Origin of the sequence: Pseudomonas sp. Ps21-P2 (genome assembly GCF_039672565.1) — a bacterium.
Taxonomy (GTDB): Bacteria; Pseudomonadota; Gammaproteobacteria; order Pseudomonadales; family Pseudomonadaceae; genus Aquipseudomonas.
Map to the genome: position 1 here is coordinate 148,824 of NZ_JBDFPL010000010.1, position 22,422 is coordinate 171,245.

The window sequence follows — 22,422 nt, forward strand, 5'->3', positions numbered from 1 at the left end:
GCATTGCGATCAGCCTGTACTGCTTGGCAATCTGGCCAAAGCCACTCCTGCATGTGAACGACCCCGTCTCACCCAATGCACAGATTTAGATGGTGTCATCGAGCTATCAATCGCTATCCTGTGGCGCTTCATCTGTTCCGCCAAAAGAGTAAATGCAAGTGCGTTGCCCGCTGACCCCTTCGACCGATACAGCGGTCGCTCGCAGAATTGCGAAGCCGTTCCACGATTTCACGGCGGCTTGTGCCTGTCACCAGTGCCAAGGCGGTGCCCCATGCGTCTGGTGCTGATTGCGCTGTTCTGCCTGTTTCCGATGTTCGCCAGCGCCGTGGACTTCGATGAAAACACCCGCACCCTTGCATTGGGGCGCGACACCCAGGTGTTCGAAGACCCCACCGGCGATGCGACCATCCAGCAAGTCTCATCTCCCGAGGGCGCTGCACGCTTCAAACCCCTTGCCGGTCCGTCGCTCAACGCTGGCTACTCGCGCTCGGCGTTCTGGCTAAAGGTGCGTCTGACCTATCGACCGGCCAACCCGCTGGCGTCAGCCGACTGGTTGCTCGAACTCGCCTACCCGCCGATGGACCACGTCGATCTCTATCTCGGCGATGGCGACGCGCGCCCCAGTCTGGCCTGGCAGACCGGCGACATGCTGCCGTTTGCCAGCCGGCAGATTAAGCAGAACAACTACGTATTCGATCTCAACCTGAACGCCCACGAGACCAAGACCGTTTACCTGCGCGTCGCCAGTCACGGCTCGGTGCAGGCGCCGCTCAATCTGTGGGCCAGTCATGCGTATATAGAAGAGCAGCCGTCGCGCCTGTACATCCTCGGCATGATTTACGGCGTGCTGGCGGTGATGCTGGTCTACAACCTGTTCATCTACCTGAGCGTGCGCGACACCGCTTACCTGCATTACATCCTCTACATCACCTTCTTCGGCCTGTATCAGGTGTCGGTCAATGGCGCGGCGATCGAGTATTTCTGGCCCGACAACCCGTGGTGGGCCAATACCTCGACCACTTTCCTGATTGCCGCCGCGATCCTGTTTGCCAGCCAGTTCACCCGTAAATTCCTGCAGACGCCGAGCCTGGGTCGCTGGCTGGATGTGCCGCTTCTGGTGATGATGGTCTGCGCCGCGGTGATCATGACCCTCGCGTTGAGCATGGATTACGGCGTAGCGCTGCGGCTGGTGACAGGGCTGGTCTTGCTGTTCACGCCGGTGGTGCTGCTGATCGGGCTGGCGGCGTGGTTCAAGGGGCGGCGGGTCGCGCGGTATTTCATTATCGGCTGGTCGGCGTTTCTGATCGGCGGAGTGGTCAACGCGACCATGCTCCTCGGGCATCTGCCCAACAACTTCTGGACCATGTACGCCAGCCAGATCGGCTCGGTGATCGAGGTGGCGCTGCTTTCGCTGGCGCTGGCCGACCGCATCAATGCCATGCGTGAGCGCGAGGCGCAGATCATGGCGGAGTCGCAGCAGGGGCTCGAAGCCCTCAATCAGCAGTTGGCCGTGAGCAACCGGTTGAAGGACGAGTTTCTCGCCACGCTGACCCATGAACTGCGCACCCCCATGAACGGCGTGATCGGTTCGCTGGAGTTGATGCAGATGGATGTGGCCGACAGCGAGATCGAGCTGTATCGCCAGACCGCCGCCGATTCGGCGCAAAACATGATGGGTATCGTCAACGGCATTCTCACGCTGACTGAACTGCAAGCAGGCCGCATCACCGTGCGCAACGAGCCATTTAGCCTGCGTCATGTGCTGTTTCAACTGCGCAGTGGCTTCGAACCGCTGGCCCGCAGCAAGGCGCTGGCGTTCAGTGTGGAACTGGACGAGACGTTGCCGGACAGCCTGCACGGTGACGGCGTCAAGTTACGCCAGTGCCTGGAGTGCCTGCTGGACAATGCGATCAAGTTCACCAAGACCGGTTCGATCAGAATCCGCGTCAATGGCCAGCGCCCAGACGCCGAGCAGGTGCGGCTGGTGATTGACGTCATCGACACCGGCATCGGCTTCAGCCGTCTTGATGAAGAAACGCTGTACGCCAACTTCTTCCAGGTGGATGGCTCGACGACGCGGGAATACGGCGGGCTGGGCATCGGTCTGGCGATTTGCCGACAGTTGATTGAATTGCAGGGCGGGCGCCTGAGCCACCAATCCGAGCCGGGCAACGGCAGTCAGTTCCGCTTGAGCCTGGATGTGCAGACCGCGACGCAAATGGTGTAGGAGCGCCACCCCGGTCACTCCTACATGGGCCGCGCATCCCGCGGGATGTGCATCAACTCTGATGCCAGCCATCGACAAGGCAAAACCGCCGTGATTTCGTCTTCTATGGCGCTGTAGCCGGGGCGGGGTGCATGATTCACTAGGTCATCTGCACGACCGCCGCGTGCTGCCCGGACCGGAGTCGCCTCATGGACCAGCGCATCAATCTGCATCAGTTCGCCGAGACCCACGAGGTCACCAATCAGCCGCCTTCTCTGGACGGCACTAACCTGTACCGCATCGACCTGCCGCTGCAAGAGTGGTCGCAGCGTTTCGGCGCGGGTTGGGCACGGGACCGAATTGATGCCTATGGCGCACTGGCCGGTGGCCCGTTGATGGAAGCGGGTTTCCTCGCCAATCAGAACAAACCGGTGTTCGCCAGCCATGATCGCTACGGCCATCGAATCGATCTGGTGGAGTTTCATCCTGCGTATCACCAACTGATGCAGACGGCGGTCGAACACGGCATCCCGTCGCTGCCGTGGACCGATCCCCGAGAAGGCGCCCATGTCGCCCGCGCGGCGATGAGCTACTTGCACACCCAGGCCGAAGCAGGCAGCGGGTGTCCGCTGACGATGACCTTCGCCAGCGTGCCGGCCCTGCGTCTTCAACCGGACCTGGCCGAGACCTGGCTGCCGAAGATCCTCGCCACCCACTATGACCCGCGCAACGTCGGCATCGCGCATAAGGCCGGCGCGACCATCGGTATGGCGATGACCGAGAAGCAGGGCGGCACCGACGTGCGCGCCAACACCACCCGGGCCTATCCGGTCGGCCAGCCTGGACCGGGTCAGGCCTATGAACTGGTCGGGCACAAATGGTTTTGTTCGGCGCCGATGTGCGATGCCTTTCTCACCCTGGCGCAGACCGACAAGGGCCTGACCTGTTTCCTGCTGCCACGCCATCGCCCGGACGACACCCGCAACGCGTTCTACATACAGCGGCTGAAGAACAAACTCGGCAACTGGTCCAACGCCTCAAGCGAAGTGGAATTCCGCGGCGCTCTGGCCTGGATGGTGGGCGAGGAGGGGCGCGGCGTGCCGACCATCATCGAAATGGTGGCGATGACGCGCTTTGATTGCATGACCGGTTCCAGCGCGCTGATGCGTCAGGCCCTGACCCAGGCCGCGCACCATTGCGCCCACCGCAGCGTCAGCGGTCGTGTGCTGAGCGAGCAGCCGCTCATGCAAAATGTGCTCGCCGATCTGGCGCTGGAAAGCGAAGCGGCCCTCGCACTGACCTTGCGCATGGGACGCTCGCTGGAGCGTCTGGATGACGGCCACGAAGCCCGTTTCGCACGACTCGTAACGGCGGTGGGCAAGTACTGGATCTGCAAGCGCGCGCCGGCAATGATCAACGAAGCGGCGGAATGCATGGGCGGTGCAGGCTATGTCGAGGACAGCATCCTGCCGCGCCTTTACCGTGAGGCGCCGGTCAATTCGACGTGGGAAGGTTCCGGCAACGTGCAGTGCCTGGACGTCCTGCGCGCGCTGTCCAAAGAGCCCGGCGTGCTGGATGCTTTGTTCGATGAGCTGGGCGACGGTCATGGCGACAGGCGACTGGCCGCGCATATTCATAGCTTGAAGGAGGCGTTTCAGGACACCAGCGACATCCAGTACCGCGCCCGTCAACTGACCGAAGACATCGCCGTGGCGCTGCAGGCAAAACTGCTGCTGGAAGCGGGCAATACAGTGGTCAGCGACGGGTTTATTGCCGGGCGCCTGGAACGGCCGGGGCGTGTCTACGGCGCCTTGCCGCGCGGGGTGGATGTTCAGGCGCTGGTCGCGCGGTCATCGCCGCAGGTATAACGCGTCCATTGCCGCGTCGGCTGCAGGCAAATCGTGCCTTCGTCATCTGTTGCAGGCAAGATATGCGCTTGCAAGATAAGAAGGATATGCATCGTGACCGAAGCTTTCATTGTCGTAGAAACTGCCGAACACGCCGTTGACCGGCTCGCTGAGCTGCACGCACGGGCAACCACCGCCTTGAGCCAGGCGCTCAAGCGCTACCTGAAAGACCGCGTCGAACCTACTGCCGCCGAGCGTCTGACATTCCGCTACCCCGAGCTGCGTCTGACCTACCACTGCCAGGGCGAAGTGCCGCTGACCACCCGCGCCTACGCCAAGGTTCAGTTGCCGGGCACTTACAGTGTCACCGTCACCCACCCGGCGGCGTTCCGCAAATACCTGCTCGAACAACTTGTACCGTTGATGAACGACTTCACCGTGACGGTGGAAGTGGGCGTCAGCGAGCAGAACATCCCTTACCCTTACGTGGTTGAGCAGGGCGATGAGCTGGCCGGTACCGGTGTGACCGCTGCGACCCTGGCCCGCGTCTTCCCGAGCACGGATTTGTCGGCCGCCACCGATGGCATTGCTGACGGTCTGTACGACTGGGCCAACACCGATCCGCTGCCGCTCGCGTTGTTCGACGCTGCCCGTGTGGATTTCTCGCTGCGCCGTCTGGTGCATTACACCGGCAGCGACTGGCGCCATGTTCAGCCGTGGATCCTGCTGACCAACTATCACCGCTACGTCGACCAGTTCATCGTGCATGGTCTGGAAAAACTGCGCGACGACCCGCGCTTCGTGAAAATGGTCCTGCCGGGCAACGTCGTCGTCGACAAGAGCATGGATTACGGCGAAGCCCAGGCCATCGTCTCCGGTGTGGTCTGGCACCGCTACCAGATGCCGGCCTATCACTTGATCGCCGAAGACGGCCATGGCGTGACATTGGTCAACATTGGCGTCGGCCCGTCCAACGCCAAGAACATCACCGACCATCTCGCGGTATTGCGTCCGCATTGCTGGTTGATGATCGGGCACTGCGGCGGCCTGCGTCAGTCGCAGACCATCGGCGACTACGTGCTCGCCCACGCCTACATGCGCCGCGATGGTATTCTTGATCGCGTGCTGCCGCCGAACATTCCGATCCCGGCGCTGGCCGAAGTGCAACTGGCGTTGCAGGAATCAGCCGCCCAAGTCACCGGCGAACGCGGCGACGATCTGAAGAAGCGTCTGCGCACCGGCACGGTCCTGACCTACGACGATCGCAACTGGGAACTGCGCTGGGCCCAGGAACGGCCGCTGATCAACCTGTCTCGCGCCGTGGCGGTGGACATGGAAAGCGGCACCATCGCGGCCCAGGGTTATCGCCTTCGGGTGCCTTACGGGACCTTGCTCTGCGTCTCGGACAAACCGCTGCACAGCGAAATCAAGCTGCCGGGTTCGGCCAACGCGTTTTATGAGCGGGCGGTCACCCAGCATTTGAAGATCGGTATCGCCGCGCTGGACCTGATGCGCACGCAGCTCAACTCGCTGCATTCGCGCAAACTGCGCAGCTTCGACGAGCCGCCGTTCCGTTAAGGCTCGTTAAGGCGCTAGGCGTTCAACGAAAGGGCCACTAAAGTGGCCCTTTCTGTTTCTGTCATTTTTTTACCGGTTTCCCATGCCCCGCAATCAACGTCCCGATTCCCGCCGTCCTTCGCCTGATCGCACGGGCGCGCCCCGGCGTGTCGCCAAAGCACCGCCCGCCGAACCGCGGTTGATTCTGTTCAACAAACCCTTCGACGTGCTGACCCAGTTCAGTGATGGCGAAGGCCGGGCGACGCTCAAGGATTTCATCGACATCCCCGGCATCTACCCGGCCGGGCGCCTGGACCGCGACAGCGAGGGCTTGCTGCTGCTGACCAACGACGGCCAATTGCAGGCGCGCATCGCCGACCCCAAGCACAAGCTGGCGAAAACCTACTGGGTGCAGGTAGAGGGTGAGCCGACGGAAGAGCAACTGCAGAAGCTGCGCAACGGCGTCGAGTTGAACGACGGCCCGACGCTGCCCGCACAGGCCCGGCAACTGGACGAACCGGAGCTGTGGCCGCGCAACCCGCCGGTGCGGTTTCGCAAAAGCGTGCCGACGAGCTGGCTGGAGCTTGTCATCAAGGAAGGCCGAAACCGCCAGGTGCGCAGGATGACCGCGGCAGTCGGCCTGCCGACGTTGCGACTGGTGCGCGTGCGGATTGGCGACTGGAGCCTAGAAGGGCTGGACCAGGGGCAGTGGCGGGAAGTGCCGGCGAAGCTTTGATTGAAGAACTGCAGCAAGACCCGAATTAGAATGCTGCTGAGTTCCATTGTGGGAGTGAGCTTGCTCGCGAAGGCGTCATCTCTACCGGCAGTTATTCAGCGTCTTAACGGGCCTCTTCGCGAGCAGGGTAGATCGGCGCCCCGGTCGCTCTGACAAAAACCTGTACCTCTGCGGACGCGCTTCAGCCGCGCAAATGCACCAGCGGCAGTTCGGTGCTCGCGAGTACCTGATTGAGCACGAAGCTGGAGCGCACGCTGGTTACGCCGTCGATGCGGGTCAGATGGCCAAGCAGAAATTTCTGATAGTGATCCATGTCCGGAACGACGACCTTTAGTTGGTAATCGGCGTCGATGCCGGTCACCAGGCTGCACTCCAGCACCTGCGGCAGGTTGCGGATGTGCTGCTCGAAATTCTCGAAGCGGTCGGGTGTGTGGCGGTCCATGCCGATCAGCACGTAGGCCGTCAGGCTAAGGCCCAGCTTCTTGCGGTCCAGCAGCGCGACCTGACCCACGATATAACCGTCGTCTTCCAGCTGTTTGACGCGGCGCGAGCAGGGTGAAGGCGACAGGCCAATGCGTTCGGCCAGTTCCTGATTGGAGATGCGCGCGTCCTTTTGCAGTTCGGCCAAAATACTCAAGTCATATCTGTCGAGCTTGCTCACGATAAGCGCCTTTATTGAATGTATTGCGCAGAATTATTAATCTGAAGTGAATTATTGCGCAAGTGGTGTTTTCACCAGCAATATTCGCAATCCTCTGTCGTCCGCCAAGGCCTATTCTTTTAACCAGAATCACTGCCCGGACACAGCGTCCAGCGCGGCCCGCCGAATCAGGCCAGCCGCGGCCTCCAGCCCGACAGGGTTGATCAGGCCACCGGGCTACGCACTGTCCAGAAGACGATGCGAGGTGAGCCGATGCCACAAGTGTCGAGCCAGGACGAAGTATTCCAGAGAGGGCCATCGAGCCCTCTTTTTTTGTGCCCGGCTTTTGTCCAGCAGCGCAGCGAGCGCTTCTATAGTTTCACTCGCCACGCTGATAGAGTGCGGCGAACGGCGCACCCGACTCGCAGTCCTATCCCATAGGTATCCGCGCCGTAGTGAGGAAAGCATGAACACGCGCATCTGGCGTTTGGCAGGTGTCAGTCTCTTGGCCTTGAGCATCAGTGCTCAGGTGTTGGCCGACGACAACAATCAACAGCAGCAACAGCAGCGTAACGAGCAGCAGCAGCGCCAACAGCAGCAACGTGGGTTCGAGATGCAGCGCCAGCAGCAGGAGAACCAGCGCGGCTTCAACGACAACCAGCAGCGTGAGCAGCAGCAACAACGCCAGCAACAGCAGAATCAGCAACAACAGCAGCGCCAGCAGGAACAGGTGCAGCAACAGCGCCAGATTCAGCAGAACCAGCAGGAGCGCGCCAATCAGCAGCGCCAGCAGCAGGATCGCGAGCGCAATCAGCAGCGTGACGATCAGCGCCAGCAGCAGCAACGCCAGCAACAGCAGGATCAGCAACGACGCCAGCAAGAGCAGCAGCAACAGCAGCGCCAGTTGCAGGACCGTCAGGGCGGTCTGCCGATTCAGGGACGGCCGGACACGGTGGTTCAGACCCAGGAGCCGCGTCAGGGCTTCTACCGCGACCAGCCCCGAGACAACCGCTGGCGCGACGGCGACCGTCGTCCCGATAACGGCAACTGGCAGGCCGGCCGCCCCGGTGGTCATGGCGACGGCTGGGGATCGGGGCCGCGTTATCGGCCGGGTTACGAGATCGATCGCATGCCGGGTGGTTACTCGCGGGTGCCTTATCGCGGCGGGGATTACTTCTACTCAGGCGGTTACTGGTATCGCCCGCAGGGCCCGCGCTATGTGGTCGTCCAGCCTCCACGGGGCGTTCGCGTCCGTTACCTGCCCGACTACGCGCAACAGGTCTGGCTCGGCAGCGCCTTGTTCTTCGTCGCGGCCGGGACCTACTACACCTACGAGCAGAACACCCAGGAATACGTGGTCGCCGAGCCTCCGCAGAATGTCGAGCCGGTGTATTCACCTCAGCAGCCGCAGCCCGTTCAGCAGGCAGCGAATCCCTACGATGTTGTCGCCTACCCGCCTGAAGGCAAGCCGCAACAGGAAATCGAACAGGACCGCTACGACTGCTACCGCTACGCCGTGCAGCAAAGCAATTTCGACCCGGCAGGCGCAGCGTATCAGCCGGCACCGGAAGTGCTCGGTGTGTACCGTCAAGCGATGGCCAGTTGTTATGCAGGGCGGGGGTATAGCATTCAGCAGTAGAGGTGAGTAGCCACTGCCCACTCTATGTGGGAGCGAGCTTGCTCGCGAAGACGCCGGTGAGTCTGCGAAATTTTCTGCGGACGGAACATTGTCTTCGCGAGCAAGCTCGCTCCCACACATTGCGCATCGCCGCCAAATTCAAAGAATCCTGCAGGCTTAGCTTTCCCTGCAGGACGCCTTCAATTCAAAACCGGTCCATCCCCACGGCCCACCACTTCCTGCGGGTCCGCGTGCACCAGCACTTCGGCCTTGGGGAATTCGTCCTGAATCGCTGCTTCCACCTGCTCGCATAGGTCGTGCGCCACCGACAGCGTCAGCGTGCCCGGCAGCTCCAGGTGCAACTGCACGAACCAGTGATTGCCCGAAATCCGCGTGCGCAGGTCGTGGGCGCCCAGTACACCGGGCACGCCTTCTGCCAGTTCGAGCATTTTGGCGCTCACATCCACAGGCAGTTCAGCGTCCATCAGCACCGACACCGTTTCCCGTGCAATGGAAATCGCGCTCCACAAAATGTAGAACGCGATCGCCAGACCAAAATAAGCGTCCAGTTGGGAATAGCCGAAATAAGCCAGGCCCAGCGCCAGCATGATGCTGAAGTTAAGCAGCAGGTCAGAGCGGTAATGCAGGGAATCCGCACGAATCGCCGCCGAACCCGTGGCCTTCACCACACGGTGCTGCAACATCAGCAACGCGATCGTCAGGCCGATCGACAACACCATCACCAGCAAACCTAACCCGGGGGCGCCGAGGGGTTGCGGGTGCTGGATGCGGTCAACCGCCTGAAAACCGATCAAGAACGCACTCACCGCGATAAAAAGCGCCTGGGCCATGCCCGACAGCGCTTCTGCCTTGCCGTGGCCATAGCGATGATCATCGTCCGCGGGACGCAGCGCGTAATGCACCGCCAGCAGATTGAGAAAAGACGCCGCGCCGTCGAGCATCGAGTCAGTCAGGCCGGCCAGCAGACTCACTGAGCCGCTTAGCCACCACGCGACGGCTTTAGCAACAATCAGAATGCTCGCGACCGCCAGCGAGGCGCGGGTTGCCAGACGCAATAAGCGGGCGTGTTCGGGGCTGGTGCTCATGGCGCTTCCTTTAGATCATGAATCTCAAGCGGACGGGACAAGGCCCAGAGCAGCGAGCTGCTGCACGCTGCCTTTGTGCTGGATCAGGCGAGGATCATCCAGCGGCAATGTGCGGCCGAGCTCGGTTTGAATGATGGCTTGCAGCTTGAGGTTGTCGACCGTGCCGTCAGCGCGCACCGCCGGTTCAAGTTTCTGCGGATCGATCTGCGCCTGATTGCCGCTTGGCAGGTAGATCGCGCCCGTGGCGAAGTCCACGCCGAACGCGATCACGCCGGGGATGATGTAGAACAACAGGCCGATGGCGTCGAGTATCACGATGGCGGGGTCCATTCGACCGCTGCCCTGAATCTGGCCACGACGATCCGGGTAGAAAATACTGCCGCACGCCGTGAGCTGCGTCAGCAGCGTGGCAACCAGAACACCGCCAATCAAACGGGATGGAATGCGCATGGGGATCTCCTCATAAGAAGTCGCAACTATACAAGGCAAATGCCTAATCAATAAGAGTATCCGTGGGGGAAGACAGTTCGTTGGCAGGGTGAACAAAGCCGCAGCGGCTCGCCGTATAATCGTCGCCCTGTTTCAGGAGCTCTCATGAATTCGCTGCCCATCGACGCCGTTCTCCCCGCCTTGCGCCAGGCCCTTGCCGATCGGGACGAGGCCGTGCTCGAAGCGCCGCCGGGCGCGGGCAAGACCACCCGTGTGCCGCTGGCGCTTTTGCACGAGTCGTGGCTCGCAGGGCAGACGATCCTGATGCTTGAGCCCCGGCGTCTGGCGGCTCGTGCTGCTGCCGAACGATTGGCGAGCGAGTTGGGGGAAAGCGTCGGCGAGACGGTGGGTTATCGAATTCGTCTGGACAGCAAGGTTGGCCCCAACACCCGCATTGAAGTGGTCACGGAGGGCATCCTCACCCGGCGCTTGCAGGAAGACCCTTCGCTGGAAGGCGTCGGGCTGCTGATCTTCGACGAATTTCATGAGCGGAGCCTCGACGCTGATCTCGCCCTGGCGCTTAGCCTCAACGGCCGTGCGCTGTTTCGTGACGAGCAGCCGCTGAAGATTCTGCTGATGTCGGCGACGCTTGAAGGCGCGCGTCTGTCGAGCTTGCTCAACGACGCGCCGGTCATCAGCAGCGAAGGGCGCATGTTCCCGGTGTCGATGCAGTGGGGGCGGCCTTTTCAGCCGGGGGAGTTCATCGAGCCGCGGGTGGTGCAAACCGTGCTCGACGCGCTGGGCAACGAGTCCGGCAGCGTGCTGGTATTCCTGCCGGGCCAGGCCGAGATCCGTCGGGTCAATCAACAGTTGGCCGATGCCATTGGTGATCGCAGCGACGTGCTGTTGTGCCCGCTGCATGGCGAGCTCGACCTGAGCGCCCAGCGCGCGGCGATTGAACCCGCGCCCAAGGGCAAACGCAAAGTAGTGCTGGCGACCAATATCGCCGAGACCAGCCTGACCATCGATGGCGTGCGGGTGGTCATCGACGCGGGGCTGTCGCGGGTGCCGCGTTTCGATCCCGGCAGCGGCATGACGCGCCTCGACACCCAGCGCATCTCCCGTGCCAGCGCGACTCAGCGGGCGGGCCGGGCAGGGCGACTTGAGCCGGGCGTGTGTTACCGACTGTGGTCCGAGGCGCAACACGATCAATTGGCGGCCTACGGCGCGGCGGAAATCCTTCAGGCCGACCTTGCCGGTCTGGCACTGCAACTGGCGCGTTGGGGCGTCGAACCGGCGCAACTGACCTGGCTGGATCTGCCGCCCGCCGCCGCGTACGCCCAGGCGCAGGACCTGCTGGCGCGGCTGGGCGCTCTGACGCGCAAGCCGGGTGAAGACTGGAAACTCACGGCTCACGGCCAATCGATGGCAGAGGTGCCCGCCCATCCGCGCATCGCCCATTTGCTCCTGCGCGGTCATGAACTGGGCTTGGGGCCGCTGGCGTGCGACGTGGCTGCGTTGCTGGGCGAACGGGACATTCTGCGCGGCGCCGGGGCCGATCTGCACAGCCGGCTGACGTTGCTGGCCGGCGCAGAGCGCGCGGCGAAAGGCGCGCAGGGCGGCGTGCAGCGAGCGCGGCAATTGTCGCGGCAATATCGCGGGTATCTGAGGGGCACCGTCCGGAAACCGGTCGCCGATCCAGATCACCCGCGCTGGCTCGGCGCGCTGCTGGCGCTGGCCTATCCCGATCGCGTCGCGCAACAACGCCGTGCCGGCGGAGCGGAGTATCGACTCGCCAACGGCCGCGCCGCTTTGTTCGCGGAGCCAGACGCGTTGATGAAACAGCCGTGGCTGGTGGTCGCTGATCTGGGCAGCCGCCAGGGCCAGCGCGAAGAGCGTATTTATCTCGCCGCCGAGTTCGATCCCGAACTGTTCGACACAGTGCTCGCCGAACAGGTGACTCAGTTCGATCAACTGGACTGGGATGAGCGCGAGGGCGTGTTTCGCGCCGAACGTCAGCGCAAGGCCGGTGAACTGATCATCAGCCGCGAGCCGCTCACCGGGCTGGACGATTCCGCACGAGGTCAGGCCCTGCTGGCGCTGGTGCGGCGCAAGGGACTGGAACTGCTGCCGTGGACGCCCGAGCTGCGCCAGTGGCAGGCGCGCGTCGGTTTGTTGCGTCAGATGGATCTGCAAACGCTGAGCGAAAGCCAGTGGCCGGATGTGAGCAACGACGGATTGCTGGCGACGCTGGAGCACTGGCTGCTGCCGTACCTGGGCAAGGTCACCCGGCTGAGCCACTTCGGCAATCTGGACCTGTCATCAATCCTCCACAACCTGCTGCCATGGCCCTTGCCACAGCGGCTGGATGAACTGGCGCCGCACCACCTGACCGTGCCGTCGGGCTCATCGGTGCGCCTGGATTACAGCGAGTCCCCGCCCATTCTGGCGGTGCGCCTGCAAGAACTCTTCGGCCTGGCCGACACCCCGCGCATCGCCAATGGCCGGCAGATCGTCAAGCTGCACCTGCTGTCCCCCGCACGCCGCCCGGTGCAAGTCACCCAAGACCTCGCCAACTTCTGGCGCAGCACCTATGCCGAGGTGAAGAAGGACCTGAAGGGGCGGTACCCGAAGCACTATTGGCCAGACGATCCGCTGATCGCCGAGCCGACCGCGCGGGTGAAGCCGAGGAAGTGAAAGGCAGCACAAGGGCATGACAACGAGCGGATGTAAAAAAACTTCACACGCCATGTGAGGTAAATGCGAGCTCAACCCGTGTAATAGTAACGAATCGCATTTGCACTCGTTTCAATTACGGAGTCAGCTCGTGGTCAAGCTCTTTAACCGCACTCATGCATCAGTCCTGCTGTGTTCTGCCTTACCTGGTTTTGCAATGGCTGCCCAGACGGTCACCGAGTTGGCGCCCAGTGTCATCCAGTCCACACGCGATGCGGCTGACGGCTCGGGAAGCTATACGGTTTCTGAAGGGAGCACCGCCAGCAAGACCTCCACCCAGAATCGAGATGAAGCCCAAACCGTCAACACGGTCACTGCGCAAACCCTGGATGACTACCAGGTCAAAGATCTCAACGACGCCATGCGCTTCGTCAGTGGTGTGTCCCAGACGAACACGTTGGGGGGCACCAAGGATGCTGTGATCAAGCGCGGATTTGGAAGCAACGACGACAACTCCATTTTGCGGGACGGGGTCCGCTCGGCGATTGGCCGCAATCTCGGCGCCACTACTGATCACGTGGAAGTGTTGAAGGGCCCTGCGTCGCTGATGTATGGCGCGCTGGAGCCGGGCGGGCTGATCAATGTGATCAGCAAACAACCGCAGTTCACCGAAAGCACGACATTGACGGGCTCTGGTTACAGTGAAGGCGGCGGGACCTTTGGTGTGGACACCACCGGGCCGCTCGGCGATACCAACTTGGCGTACCGGCTGGTTGCCGAGCGCTCCCACGAGGACTACTGGCGTAATTATGGTGTCGATGAGCACACGCTTATTGCGCCGTCGATCGCCTGGGTCGGCGACCGCGCCAGTTTCTCACTGGCCTACACCTACAACGATTACGCGAGCCCCTTTGACCGCGGCACGGTGTTCGCCAACGGCCACCCGGCCGACATCAGTTACCGCGATCGTCTGGATGAGCGCTGGGCCAAGACCGTCGGCATCAGCCAAAGCACCACCGCGAAGTTCGAGTACCAGCTCAATGATGACTGGCGCAGCCGGTTGACCTATGGATGGACCGAGGATCGTTACAGCCTGGCGATTGCACAGCCCAGCACCTTGAAAGGCGACACCCTGCGCCGGATTGCCAACGGCGGGCACTATGACTACGAGAGCCGCTACACCGCGCTGGACTTTATAGGCGATCAGCAGTTGTTCGGCCAGCGGCATGAGATTGTCGTCGGGGTGGACAACGAGTCGCTGGATAAATACCGCGGTAAAACCTACCGCAACGCCAGTAGCACCGCCGGCAACCTCGACATCCAGAACCCCACCTACGGCAATCTGGCTGAGCCTGCGACGGTCAGTGCGGCCCAGAGCAACGCCGAAAATAACCTGGTCACCACCTCGGCGTACTTCAAGGACAACTGGCACCTTAACGATCGCTGGATTCTGGTGTTTGGTGGTCGTCAGGAACACTGGGATCAATACAGCGATCAGGGGCTGGGCAGCGCGTACGCACCGGGTGCGGATTCTAACGGCGATAAATTTCTCCCCTTCGGCGGGATTGTTTATCAGCCGACCGACAACGTCGCGCTCTACGCCAACTACAGCCGTTCCTTCGTGCCGAATGATGCCGACGATGCAGGCAACAGCTTCAAGCCTACCGAAGGTCGCAGCTACGAAGTGGGTGTCAAATACAGCCCGGTCCAGGCGCTCAACGTGAACCTGGCCGTGTATGACATCGTCAAGAAAAACCTTGTGAACAGCGTGCTGCAGGCAAACGGCGACAGCATTGACGAGGCGGTAGGGAAGGCGCGCTCGCGAGGGGTTGAACTGGATGTAACAGGAGAGATCGCGCGTAACTGGAGCATCATCGGCACCTACGCCTATGACCACACGGAAGTGCTGAAAAACGCAGAATCACCCGAGCAGGAAGGCAACCGCTTGCCCAATGCGCCGATGCACACCGCGAGCCTGTACCTCAGCCATCAACTCGGGCTGCCCGCCGAAACCGGCAAGTGGCATGTCGGCGCAGGTGCCCGATACGTCGGAGAGCGGCCGGGCGACGATGCCAATAGCTTCTGGCTGGACAGCTACACAACGGCCGATGCCTTTGTGCGCTGGGATTTACCCACCCATGACTACAAGACCAGTCTGCAGTTGAACATCGACAACCTGTTCAACAAGGAATACTACCCGGCCACCACGGGCAGCAGCACGCTCCAGGTGGAGGAGGGAGCGCTCCGAACTGCGCGGCTGACTGCCAGCGTCACGTTCTGATGGCAGCGATCGGTGCCGGGCAATCCGGCACTGGTCGGTTCAGATCAAACGACTCTTTTGTGCATCCGTACAGAGGGTTTACTCACCCTGCGCCGGCACTCTGAACCGCGCAATCACCGGCATGTGATCGGAAATCAACAACGTATCCGCCTGCCTCACCCGTGCCTCGACCCGTTTCAGCTTCGGGCTGTAGAACAGAAAATCCTGCGTCCGGTCCGGGCCGCTGATGCGGGGGTCATTGGGGAAGCGGGTGTACCACGTGCGACGGTCCTCACCGGCCACGTCTTCATTGCTCGGGATCATCGGGAAGCTTTCCCACAAATCCCGGAGCTCACTCTCTGCCGCAAACGGCACGCGCTGTTCGGCGGGTAGCCGCTGATATTGCCCCTGTGGCAGCAGATTGAAATCTCCGCCGGTTATCCACAGCGTGCCGTTCTGTTCGAAGGTTTGTTGCAACTGACGAACCGACGCCATTTGCCGCTTTCGCACGTCGCCGCCCGGCTCCGGATCGCCCAGGTGCGTGTTTGTCATCGCCAGATGTCGGCCATCGCTCAGCGGCAGGTAGCTGACCAGCAGCGCAGGTTGAGGTTGAAACAGGCGGCTGATGAAATGGCCGGACGGCGAGGGCAGGTGCAGGCGTTCGGCGCTGTCCAGTTGGTAGCGGCTCAGTGTCGCCAGTTTGCGGCCGACGCTGCCGAAGATGTGGCGATCCGGCACGAAGTCGGACTTCCAGTCAAACGCCTCGCTGCTGCAGGGGTACAGGTCGGCGACGCGCGCCTGGAGCAGGGCTAGTTGGTTGCCGTAGTCGGTGTTCTTCGCGCCGTCGTCGACTTCCTGCAGCAAGACGATGTCCGGCTGCTCATCGCGGATGACCCGTGCGACTTCATCGAGGTTGTACGCCAGGTCTTCCGGGGTGGGGCGCTCGTCCGGGCCGCTGCCGTCGGGCAGGTCGTACCAGAAGACATAACGCTTGCCGGCCAGGTATTGAATGTTCCAGGTCATCACCTTGAGCGTCTGACCCGGCGCCAATACCGGTGGCTTTCCGTCCTTCGCGTTGCGGGATACCGCCACCTGCTCGTGTCGGGCGGGGTGCCAGGTCACGTCATAAAGCAGTATCACGAACAGCCCGGCACACGCCGCGAGGTAAAGCAGATACCGCGTCGGACGTGCCATCTTCTCAGGCCGACCGCGCGGGCGGGTCAATGAGCATGAACAACCGGAACATCATCACGCTGATAAGCAGCTGCAGGAAGCTGGAAACACTGTCCACCGCAATCGACAGCATCGGGCTTTGCTGGTCGGGCAGCACGTAATAACTGAGCGCCTCGAGCAGCGACAGCGGGATGTAAACGCACAGCACGCAGACGAAAATCCGCACCACGTGGCCCTGCGTCATTCTGAAGCTTTCGCGCATCGCCTCCAGCGGCCCCATCCCGCGCAATACCAGCAAGTATTCCGACAGCTGCAGTTTGATCATCACCCACACGCCCGGCAGGATGAACAGCGACATGCCGGCCATGATCAGCAGGGTGCTCAGCGCCGTCAGCACCGCGAACGTGGGCCACATGCGCAACGCCACGGCCCACAAGCTGGATTTGACCGGCTCTTCGCCCCGGGTTTTCGCATCCAGGAAAAGGATCAGCGCACCGGTGTAGAGCGGATAAAAAAGCAGCCCGACCAACAGTGGCGCGACGCCGTTGCCCTGCCCGAAGCCGATGAGCTGTTTGGTCAGGGCCTCCAGCACTACCAAGGGCAGGCACAACGTAAGAATGCTGCCGAAGTTGCGTCGGAAGAAGTACAGCGAGTCTTGCAGAATGGTCAGCGGATTCATGAACGGATCACAGGGATAAGCAGGCCGACACTGTAACGTAGCGCCGCGGAACCGGCCAACCGGCACCCACTAGCCGGCTTTCTTAACTTTTTTTACATCCTATTGAAACGCCCTTGAACAGCCCCATTACTGGCTATGTCCGAGCAACGGCTCAGAACAGAATTCCTACGGCAATCTAACGAGGTCGCCATGAACAGCGAAGAACAAACCCTGATCGATGGCTTGTTTGGCAAGCTCAAGCAAGCAGAAACCGAATCGGCCCCCCGTGATGCGCAGGCCGAAGCGCTGATCAAGGAGCACCTGACTCGCCAGCCGGCCGCGCCTTATTACATGGCGCAGTCGATCCTCGTGCAGGAAGTCGCGATCAAGCAGCTGGAGGCCCAGAACCGTCAGCGCGACGAGCAGATTCAACAGCTGCGGGCTGAGCTGGAGCGGGCAAAGTCCGCCGCGCCTGCCCAGTCCGGCAGCGGCGGTGGATTTCTGTCGAGCATCTTCGGCGGCGGCTCCCGTGAGCCCCAGGCTCAGCAGCCAGCTTCGTCGTTCTCGCGTCCGTCGAACCCGCAACCTTCCTCGGGCGGCTGGCGTGAAAGCGGTCCGGCAAGCGCACCGCAGCCAAATTATGCTCAGCCACAGCAAAACTATGCCCAGCCGCAACAGGCACCGGCGGCCCCGGTCGGCAGTGGTTTCCTGGGCGGCGCCCTGAAAACCGCAGCGGGCGTGGCCGGTGGCGTGATGCTGGCGGAAGGCATCAGCAGCCTGTTCCATCACAACAGCCAACCGCAGGAGATCGTCGAGATCATCCAGGAGCAGCCGGCCCAGCCTGCTGCCGAACACGATCAGGGCGGCAGCGGTGGGTGGGGTGACGACCAGCAGCGCGTGACAGGTAATGACAGTACCGGCAATGACAGCTGGGGCAGTGATTCAAATGGCTTCGCCGACACTGACTACGGCAGTGACACCGGTGGCGGCTTGTTTGACGACGACGATTCTTTCGTCTGATAACGAAAGGCAGCGGCGGCATATCCTCCAGGAGTGCCCCGCTGCCCCAACAGCGCGCTGCGGCCCTCCACACCCAATCCTTCAATCCCGTTCCCAAAATGGCATACTGAGCGCCGGTCCGGTTTTCGGGCCCTTGTCGCTTGTCAGCGCATCGAGGATTTTGGGTGAGAAGAATCGCGGTCTTCGCCGACGTACAGAACCTGTATTACACAGTGCGTCAGGCTCACGGTTGTCACTTCAATTACGCCGCCCTGTGGGCTGACATCAGCCAGCGTGGGCAGATCGTCGAGGCGTATGCGTATGCCATCGACCGTGGCGACAGCAAGCAGCAGCAATTCCAGCAGATCCTGCGCAACCTCGGTTTCACCGTCAAACTCAAACCCTACATCCAGCGCAGCGACGGCTCGGCCAAGGGCGACTGGGACGTGGGCATCACCATCGACATCATGGACGTCGCGCCGAATGTCGATGAAGTCGTGCTGGCGTCCGGCGATGGCGATTTTGACCTGTTGCTGGAGCGCATCATCAGCAAACACGGCGTCGAAGCGATTGCCTACGGCGTACCGGGGTTGACCGCCAATTCGTTGATCCGCGCGGCCAGTCGTTATGTGCCGATCGAGGGCGGGTTGCTGCTCAAGACCTGATCCACCGCCTCGGTGCAGCAGCGTCTGTGTCGCCTATGCGACTGACGACGAATGACTTGTGGGAGTGAGCTTGCTCACGAAGAGGCCGGGACATTCAGCCACTTTCTCTGGGGCTGAAAGTAAGTCTTCGCGAGCAAGCTCGACTCCCACGGGAGGGTGATTCGGCTCGGGATTCCCGGTTGGCGCAAGACCTGTGGGAGTGAGCTTGCTCACGAAGAGGCCGGGGCATTCAGCCACTTTCTCTGGGGCTGAAAGTAAGTCTTCGCGAGCAAGCTCGCTCCCACATGACGGTGGGCTGACTCAAAATCGCCGGTTGTTGCAGGACCTGTGGGAGTGAGCTTGCTCACGAAAAGGCCGGGACATTCAGCCACTTTCTCTGGGGCTGAAAGTAAGTCTTCGCGAGCAAGCTCGCTCCCACAGGAATTGAGTTTGCTGCAGAACAGTGTGATGTCTGAACATCACGCGTTTTCCGAAAAAAATCGTCACTGTTAAGGCCTCCTCCATGCAAGAACGCATCGCCGTCATCGACTTCGAAACCACCGGCATTTCCCCCAGCAGCTACTGCCGCGCGACGGAAATCGCCGTGGTGATCGTGGAGCAGGGCGTCATCGTCGAGCGCTATCAAAGCCTGATGAACGCCGGCGTGCGCATCCCGTCCTTCATCGAATCCCTGACCGGCATCAGCAACAGCATGCTGCGCACGGCGCCGCCCGCTGAACGGGTCATGAATGAAGTTGCCGAGTTCGTCGGCCTGACACCGCTGGTGGCGCACAACGCCTCGTTCGACCAGAAGTTCTGGGACTTCGAGCTGTCGCGCATCAAGCGCAGTCGCGTGCAAAGCTTCGCCTGCTCCATGCTGCTGGCGCGACGTCTTCTGCCTCACGCGCCGAACCACAAGCTCGGCACGCTTACCAGCTGGGCCGGCTTGCCCCACACTGGCAAGGCTCACCGGGCCATGGCCGATGCCGAAATGGCCGCCAACCTGACACTGCACCTGGGCCACCAACTGCGCGACACCCACGGTCTCGCCGGTGTCTCCCACCAGTTGCTGTGCACGCTGCAAAAAGTCCCGGCGAAGAAGATTGCGGATGCGATCAGCAAGCACCGGGGGCTCTAGTCAGTCTTTGGCGCAGGTGCCTCAAGCCCAATCAGCATGCCCGATCAAATGAATGAAGCCGGCATCGCCTTGAGTCAGGGCAGCAGACTCCGGGGAGTTGGCGATATTGAATGCGACCTGCCCACGGCTTGCGCCGCCTTCCAGCGTCTGGACCCAATAGGCAACGCCGTTAGCGTCGCCGCCTCGGCCCAGGACATTGTTGTACAGCTGCTCGACAAAGGCCGCATTGCTGCTGTCATCGGGCAGGCGTTGAGTAAATTCGGCAGAGTGCACAAAACCATCCGCCACCTGGGCACCGGTTTCGCCTGCGGCGCCCTGTGACAGCCAGAACTTGAGGCCTTCGATATCGGGCGCCCGATCCAGAATGGAATACAGACGACCAATACTTGCCTGCGCCGAGTCCAGAACGAACAGCTCGCGATCTGCGAAATCGAGCAGATTGAAGCCACTCAGTTCGAATGTCGCCGCAGCTCCCGTGGAACGACTGACTGACAGCGTGTCGGTATCGAGGGCGTTGATCGTGTAGGCGGATGCCGCGTCGTTGAACATAAAGGTGTCGATACCGGCGTTGCCCGCCAGATGCGAAACCCCATTGCCGTCAAGCCTGACTTCCTGCTCACTGATCTGATCGTCGCCAGCCGTGCCGGTGGCTACGCCCTTGCCCACCACCATATCAAGATTGTTCCAGGCGTTATGATCCACGATCCTGATGTAGCCTGTCTCGCCCTCCGAGAGGTCATGGCTTTCACGCGAATTCAGGAAGCCATCAGCAACCGCCGTTCGACTCAAACCCTCCTGCAGCAGCGTGCTCCAGTACGACACACCTGAATCATCGCCTGTGCGATGCAGTACGGTCTGATAGAGCTCAAGGACAAAGTCCCGACTACCCAGCACGCTGTAGCGCTGTATCCCTTCAGCGGAATTCAGAAAGCCATCGCGAATCTCTGCATCCGAGCTGCCCATCGCTTGATGCGTCAGCCAGTAATTCAAGCCCTGATAATCGGGCGTCCGACCGAACAGTGAGTAGAGCCTGGCAACGTAAGCCTGATCCTCGGTGAGCGCGATGTGATGAAGATCCCTGCCAAAGCTCAACGAAACAGTGGCATCACTCTGGGCGTTGAAGGCGCCATACTGGCTGCGAAAAGCCATGAGCAGTTCGTCAAGACCGGCATCGTGGTCGCTGAAAGCCAGCTTTTCGACGCCTAGAAGCGTGTCCACATCGGACGTTTGCGCATCATGAACCCTGAGGGTGGCATTGCTCACAAGCGCGGCATCGTAGGCTGCAAAGTAGCGAGCACCGGCCTCGGTATACAAAGCGGTGTCGAAGCCGTTGCCGCCATCGAGTACGTCCGAGCCGGCCCCACCCATCAGCCGATCGTTGCCATCGCCGCCTAACAGCTGGTCATTGCCCGCGCTTGCATTGAGAAAGTTGTCACTGGCGTTGCCGATCAGCGTATCCGCGCCTGCACCCGTTATGGCGTTCTCGATAACCGTACCGCGCGCGATGGCGATATTCGATAGACCGCCGTATACGCTGGAAAAAGCTTCACTTCTCAGATCGACCGTCTGAGCGCCGACATAGGTGCTGACGTTGATCGTGTCGTTGCCGCCCGAATCATAGAGCGTGGCCACCAGGCCGGTCACGAAGTCGGTTCCGGTGTTTATGGAAGCCTTGTTAAAACTGTAGGTGTCGTCACCCGTGCGGGTGATGGCGGTGCCGTACAGTGCCTGGATGGCGACGATGTCCGCCAGCATGGGGGTAGCGACATAGCCGAAAGAGGCATTGGAATAGGTATTCTGGTCCTGACTGAAGTAGGACATTATCGAATATTTCCAGCTGTCCTCTTGGTAGAAGGCATTGTTGGGGAAGGTCGCGCTGCCGTTGTAATTGCCCGCATGGCCCAACCCCAGCGCGTGGCCGATTTCATGAATGTAGGTCTGCTGATAATACCAACCGTAATTCACCCAATTGGAAGCGATGTTGACGCTGCTGTCCGAGATCACGCTGCCTGCGTAATTGGAGCTGGTGTACGCACCGCTCTTGTTTTCGCTGAAATTGATCGCCCCGGCAGCGGTGGTTTCCACAAAGTGGATGCCACTGACGTTGGTCCAGGTTTGCAGCGCGTATCTGGCAACAGCCTGAGCGTTGGCGCTCAAGCTTGCCAGGTTGACGGTGAGCGACCCGCCGGCGTGCACGTCAAAGTGGTGCTGGGAACCGCCATAGGCGTCGTACCAATAGCCATCAGTCAGGTAGTTGGCTTGCTGGTCCAGCGTCAGGTGCTCAAGCGTCGCTTGGCTGGTGGCCGTCTGTTGGCTCACACCCTGGCTGGTCTCTCCGTCAGCCCAGAGTTGGGTGAGTGAATCGCACATCGAACACATGTAGAAACTCCGGGGCAAGGCAGGCCTGGCCAGGTCAATGACGCAAAAATCGGGTACGGACCGGTGATGAGTTCAAGCCACTGAGCCGGTTTTGGAAACTGGCGGCATGACCTTCACGCGCGTTTGACCCGCCTTGGTCTTGACGATGGTGAGGCTCTTCGAGAAGGTACGGCAGGGCATGGTCGAAGACTCTCGATGCCCATTCCTGATGAAGTTGTCGGCATGCTTTCTGGCGACTTAAGGCGGTTTTTCCTGGAGTCGATGAAATACAGCTGGACTAGGGTGGAGGAAGCGTTCTGGTTGGGAAGGCTGCTTTGGAGAGCTTTGCGTACTTTTCCCGATCATCTCGCCGCTCC

General features: G+C 61.3%; 16 protein-coding genes and 1 pseudogene. 10 read left to right on the forward strand and 7 right to left on the reverse strand.

The window, feature by feature from the left end:
* Positions 1–271: 271 nt before the first annotated feature.
* The 4 genes and pseudogenes from ABEH28_RS23675 to ABEH28_RS23690 form a co-directional block, all read left to right on the forward strand.
* A pseudogene (locus ABEH28_RS23675) lies at positions 272–2,200 on the forward strand (7TM diverse intracellular signaling domain-containing protein); the annotation flags it as partial.
* Between the two features lie 227 nt (positions 2,201–2,427).
* A complete protein-coding gene (locus ABEH28_RS23680) occupies positions 2,428–4,074 on the forward strand; it encodes an acyl-CoA dehydrogenase family protein (protein ID WP_346631275.1) in 1,647 nt (548 codons plus the stop codon).
* 93 nt (positions 4,075–4,167) lie between these two features.
* Positions 4,168–5,631, forward strand: coding sequence for an AMP nucleosidase (gene amn, locus ABEH28_RS23685; protein ID WP_065988354.1), 1,464 nt, complete (start codon positions 4,168–4,170; stop codon positions 5,629–5,631).
* A gap of 82 nt (positions 5,632–5,713) precedes the next feature.
* Positions 5,714–6,346, forward strand: coding sequence for an rRNA large subunit pseudouridine synthase E (locus ABEH28_RS23690; RefSeq protein ID WP_346631224.1), 633 nt, complete (start codon positions 5,714–5,716; stop codon positions 6,344–6,346).
* A 181-nt stretch (positions 6,347–6,527) separates the two neighbouring features.
* On the opposite strand, the gene ABEH28_RS23695 is transcribed toward ABEH28_RS23690, so the two are convergent.
* Together ABEH28_RS23695 and ABEH28_RS23700 are read right to left on the reverse strand one after the other, a co-directional pair.
* Entirely contained in the window at positions 6,528–7,007 is a 480-nt protein-coding gene (locus ABEH28_RS23695; RefSeq protein ID WP_074893299.1) for an Lrp/AsnC family transcriptional regulator, read from the reverse strand.
* Between the two features lie 409 nt (positions 7,008–7,416).
* Entirely contained in the window at positions 7,417–7,878 is a 462-nt protein-coding gene (locus tag ABEH28_RS23700) for a hypothetical protein (protein ID WP_346631225.1), read from the reverse strand.
* Positions 7,879–7,890: 12 nt separating this feature from the next.
* Between ABEH28_RS23700 and ABEH28_RS23705 the strand changes: the two genes are divergently transcribed.
* Entirely contained in the window at positions 7,891–8,625 is a 735-nt protein-coding gene (locus ABEH28_RS23705; protein ID WP_192173742.1) for a DUF6515 family protein, read from the forward strand.
* A 179-nt stretch (positions 8,626–8,804) separates the two neighbouring features.
* Here the strand turns inward: ABEH28_RS23705 and ABEH28_RS23710 are convergent, their stop codons facing one another.
* The gene (locus ABEH28_RS23710) at positions 8,805–9,710 is read right to left on the reverse strand and encodes a cation diffusion facilitator family transporter (protein WP_192173741.1); all 906 of its coding nucleotides are present in this window, start codon (positions 9,708–9,710) and stop codon (positions 8,805–8,807) included.
* Positions 9,711–9,734: 24 nt separating this feature from the next.
* Complete coding sequence (locus tag ABEH28_RS23715) at positions 9,735–10,160, reverse strand: polyribonucleotide nucleotidyltransferase (RefSeq protein ID WP_122536914.1); 426 nt, start codon at positions 10,158–10,160, stop codon at positions 9,735–9,737.
* A gap of 144 nt (positions 10,161–10,304) precedes the next feature.
* On the opposite strand from ABEH28_RS23715, the gene hrpB reads away from it, so the two are divergent.
* Positions 10,305–12,836, forward strand: coding sequence for an ATP-dependent helicase HrpB (gene hrpB / locus ABEH28_RS23720; RefSeq protein ID WP_346631226.1), 2,532 nt, complete (start codon positions 10,305–10,307; stop codon positions 12,834–12,836).
* Between the two features lie 196 nt (positions 12,837–13,032).
* Entirely contained in the window at positions 13,033–15,096 is a 2,064-nt protein-coding gene (locus ABEH28_RS23725) for a TonB-dependent siderophore receptor (RefSeq protein WP_346631227.1), read from the forward strand.
* A gap of 78 nt (positions 15,097–15,174) precedes the next feature.
* On the opposite strand, the gene ABEH28_RS23730 is transcribed toward ABEH28_RS23725, so the two are convergent.
* Positions 15,175–16,269 (reverse strand): endonuclease/exonuclease/phosphatase family protein, encoded by a 1,095-nt coding sequence (locus ABEH28_RS23730; protein WP_346631228.1) that lies wholly within the window; start codon positions 16,267–16,269, stop codon positions 15,175–15,177.
* 4 nt (positions 16,270–16,273) lie between these two features.
* On the reverse strand, positions 16,274–16,927 hold the full coding sequence (locus ABEH28_RS23735; RefSeq protein ID WP_346631229.1) for a YciC family protein: 654 nt from the start codon (positions 16,925–16,927) through the stop codon (positions 16,274–16,276).
* Between the two features lie 189 nt (positions 16,928–17,116).
* On the opposite strand from ABEH28_RS23735, the gene ABEH28_RS23740 reads away from it, so the two are divergent.
* The 3 genes from ABEH28_RS23740 (at position 17,117) to ABEH28_RS23750 (ending at position 19,687) form a co-directional block, all read left to right on the forward strand.
* Complete coding sequence (locus ABEH28_RS23740) at positions 17,117–17,926, forward strand: DUF2076 domain-containing protein (protein ID WP_346631230.1); 810 nt, start codon at positions 17,117–17,119, stop codon at positions 17,924–17,926.
* A gap of 164 nt (positions 17,927–18,090) precedes the next feature.
* Complete coding sequence (locus tag ABEH28_RS23745; RefSeq protein ID WP_108121635.1) at positions 18,091–18,570, forward strand: NYN domain-containing protein; 480 nt, start codon at positions 18,091–18,093, stop codon at positions 18,568–18,570.
* Between the two features lie 502 nt (positions 18,571–19,072).
* The gene (locus tag ABEH28_RS23750) at positions 19,073–19,687 is read left to right on the forward strand and encodes a 3'-5' exonuclease (protein ID WP_192174568.1); all 615 of its coding nucleotides are present in this window, start codon (positions 19,073–19,075) and stop codon (positions 19,685–19,687) included.
* A 21-nt stretch (positions 19,688–19,708) separates the two neighbouring features.
* On the opposite strand, the gene ABEH28_RS23755 is transcribed toward ABEH28_RS23750, so the two are convergent.
* Positions 19,709–22,006, reverse strand: a complete 2,298-nt coding sequence (locus ABEH28_RS23755) for a DUF4214 domain-containing protein (protein WP_346631231.1) — start codon at positions 22,004–22,006, stop codon at positions 19,709–19,711.
* Positions 22,007–22,422 lie beyond the last annotated feature (416 nt).